This window comes from Paenibacillus sp. E194, from assembly GCF_000935845.1.
GTDB classification, from domain to species: Bacteria; Bacillota; Bacilli; order Paenibacillales; family Paenibacillaceae; genus Paenibacillus_B; species Paenibacillus_B alvei_B.
Map to the genome: position 1 here is coordinate 1 of NZ_JMDX01000399.1, position 3,210 is coordinate 3,210.

Below are 3,210 nucleotides of genomic sequence, written 5' to 3' on the forward strand. Positions count from 1 at the left end.
GGATCAAGGATTAATTCAACCCGCATCCATATTGGACGACGCTCCAATTGTACTCAAGGATGGCTCCAAGGGTTACCACATTCCTGGCAACGCCAACGGACGCTATCAAGGTCTTGTTACTGCTCGGAGCGCATTAAGTCAATCGCTCAACTTGCCGGCACTCAAGATCTATATTGAGAAGCTCGGTGTGAAGAAGGCGCTGGACTTCGTACAGAAGCTCGGCATCACGACCATTCAGCCTGAAGATTATTACGCGCAGACTGGCGTCATCGGCGGCTTGCGGTATGGAGTAACGGTTGAAGAAATTACGAACGCGTTCGGGGCAATTGCCAATCAGGGTGTATTCAACGATGCGTACTTAATTAGTAAGATTGTAGATTCCAATGGAAATATCGTGTATCAACATAAGGAAGATCCACAAGCAGTTGTCTCGAAGCAAAGCGCCTACCTGATGACTGATATGATGAAATCCGTCATTACGGATTCCAGAGGTACCGGGCGCCGCGTGCGAGGCGAATTTGATCTCTACGGGAAAGTTGAGGTTGCGGCCAAGACCGGATCAACCCAGAACTATGCGGATACATGGTTCATCGGCTCGACACCAGATGTTACGATGGGCGTATGGGTCGGGTACGACAAGCCGATTCATGTACTGAACCGCGACGCTCGTTCACGCTCAACAGAGATTTGGTCGAAGGTTATGAATGAAGTGAACAAGGCCAAGCCTAATTTGCTTCACACGAAGGAGTTCACACGTCCTGACGGCATCGTGAGCATGACTGTGTCTGGTTATAGCGGCAAGCTTCCGAATGAGTTAACGAGACTCGGCGGCAAATTCGTCACGGATATTTTTAACCGTAAATATGTGCCGAAAACCGAGGAAGACGCACTTGTTCACATGAAGTACATCACCTATGACGGCGTCAACTATATTCCACAGGACAGCACTCCTGCCGATATGATCGGTGAGAAAGTAGTGCTAAAACGCGAGAAGCCGATTCAAGTGCTCGTGGAGGAATTGAAGAAAGCGCTGGGGCATCTCTCATCCAGCAGCAATCGACGCTCTTTTTCGGACTACTTGCCAGAAGATGCTAACAACGACGCGCCTGCGAAGGTCGATCCACGTAAGGATGACGGCAAAGCGCCTTCTGCACCACGGAGCGTTCGAATCGCTGCATTGAAGAGCGATTCCGTTCGCATCACCTTCTCGCGCAATCCAGAATCCGATGTTGTAGGATACCGTCTGTATCGATCAATGAGCGGCGGCGCTTACCAACAACAGAGCGGAACCGTTCTGACCGGAGAAGAGACGAGATTCACTGGCTATGTATCAGGCAACAAGCAGTACAGCTTCTATGTAACAGCTGTCGACGTGGGCGGTCATGAATCGATCCCATCGGAGATTGTACAGTGGGGCTCTAATGGTTCAGGAACTGGCACAGAGGTAACGCCTACGCCGGGTTCCAATGATCCAACAGAATCAGGGAGCAGCAATTCAGGTAGAGAGGAGAGCAGTCATGAAGTCGACAACGGCAGCGGACAGGAACCGCAACGGGCTGCTGCTCAAGTACCTGATGCACCAAATGGACTGAAGACGGCACTAACGGACATGGGCGTGCGTCTCTCTTGGAAAGCTGCGTCCAACAATCCAAGTGAATATTATATCTATTATAGTGCGAGCCAGAATGGCTCTTATGAACGCATCGGCTCGTCAACGTCAACGGACTTTGAGTTGATTACTTTGACACCAGGCGGATGGTATTACGTGACTGCTACGAATAGTGCAGGAGAATCTACTTCCTCTCCTGCCGTCCAGGTCAATAACTAAGCAATTCACACAGAAGAGGACAGATGCTTATGGCATCTGTCCTCTTCTTTTCATTCCGTATGTTCTTGTCGTCGTTGCATGCAAATCCCTTTTCATATGCTTACATTTTTCCGTTGAACAAGTCGTTCCAAATGCATCGTAAGAAATCCGATCTCTTCGGGTGGAACCGTCTTCTCCAGCCCTTCCGCAATCCAACCTGCTAATAACACAGCCTTCTCGTAGGCTTCTTCATACTCTTCACGAATCTGAACGAGAAGCGGATTATTTAGTGTCTTCCCTGCCCGTACCCGATCTATCAGGCCCTTCAAATGCCCAATGAACAGTACTGTAGAGAGTGATTCGTCAAAGTCTATCCCAATATTCTTCCCTTCCTCCAGTACCCTCGATATCATCTTCAATTCTGCAACAGACTTATTGCCCTTACCGCCCCTTCGTGCACCGTGGAAATGCATAGCCAAAAAGGCAACCTCATCTTGAGGCAAGTTCACTTTCAGCTGCTCATTCAAATAGTCAATCGCTCGTTCTGCCACTCGGTATTCATCTCGATACAAGTGCTGAATTTCGAACATAAACGGGTTGCTGATGACAAGCCCGCGCTTGCAGCGTTCAATCGCTAGATTAATATGATCAACGAGTGCAGAGTGGATCGTCTCTGAGAAATCCCCTTCTAAATGTCCCTGAGCGAAAGCGATGACCTCTTCTACCACACCAATAATCTTGAAATCAACCGCATGCAGAATATGCTCGTAATGCTCCAGCACATCCGTTGTGTGCAGCAAAAATTCCTGTTTAATATCAACTGCATCTACCTCCATCCCAGGCTTTTTTGAAAGCCTATCCCTTTGCCAAAGGCAATGGAGTTTTTCCCATTGGATAGTTTGGCCATTACCACATTATGCGACAGGACATGAACAATCTTTCGTTCAATCATCCGCTCTCCCCTTCCAAGAATCGAACTGCCCAGCTGATGGATAACTGAGAATGTGCCCGCTAACCGTTAATAAATGCCGATACACTTAATCTTCGCTCAATCTTCTCTCGCAGCAGCTCCGAATCCGTCCCCATCACAATATGAATGTGACCCTTGGCTACACGCATCATGCCATATGCACCAAGACACATAATTCCCACTTCATCTACCTTGGATTCATCTTCAAGCCGCAGCCGTAGTCGAGTAATGCACGCATCAACAGAGCGAATATTTCCCATTCCTCCTATATAGCCAAGCAATCGTTCCAATAGAGCATCTGTATCATCTTGCGTTCTAGCAGTCGGGCTCGGGATGATTGCCCCGCTCACCCGTTCCTCCTCTCGGCCAGGTGCGTGGACATGAAACATCCGGATCGCGATAGTCGCAGTCGCATAATACAATCCAAAAATGA

Annotated in this window: 4 protein-coding genes; 1 reads left to right on the forward strand and 3 read right to left on the reverse strand. The window is 48.7% G+C overall.

Features of this window, described 5'->3' with window-relative positions:
• On the forward strand, window positions 1-1,828 hold a 1,828-nt coding region (locus AZ66_RS28065), incomplete at its 5' end, for a penicillin-binding protein 1A (RefSeq protein WP_044357936.1).
• Window positions 1,829-1,920: 92 nt separating this feature from the next.
• On the opposite strand, the gene AZ66_RS28070 is transcribed toward AZ66_RS28065, so the two are convergent.
• The 3 genes from AZ66_RS28070 to AZ66_RS28075 all read right to left on the reverse strand — a co-directional run.
• Window positions 1,921-2,643: a BglG family transcription antiterminator gene (locus tag AZ66_RS28070; RefSeq protein WP_231587085.1), complete on the reverse strand. Its 723-nt coding sequence runs from the start codon at window positions 2,641-2,643 to the stop codon at window positions 1,921-1,923.
• Window positions 2,634-2,759: a CAT RNA binding domain-containing protein gene (locus AZ66_RS33975; RefSeq protein ID WP_442950331.1), complete on the reverse strand. Its 126-nt coding sequence runs from the start codon at window positions 2,757-2,759 to the stop codon at window positions 2,634-2,636. The genes AZ66_RS28070 and AZ66_RS33975 overlap by 10 nt, the downstream gene beginning before the upstream one ends.
• Before the next feature lie 59 nt (window positions 2,760-2,818).
• The coding region (locus tag AZ66_RS28075; RefSeq protein ID WP_197081792.1) for a PTS transporter subunit EIIB at window positions 2,819-3,210 on the reverse strand (392 nt) is incomplete at its 5' end.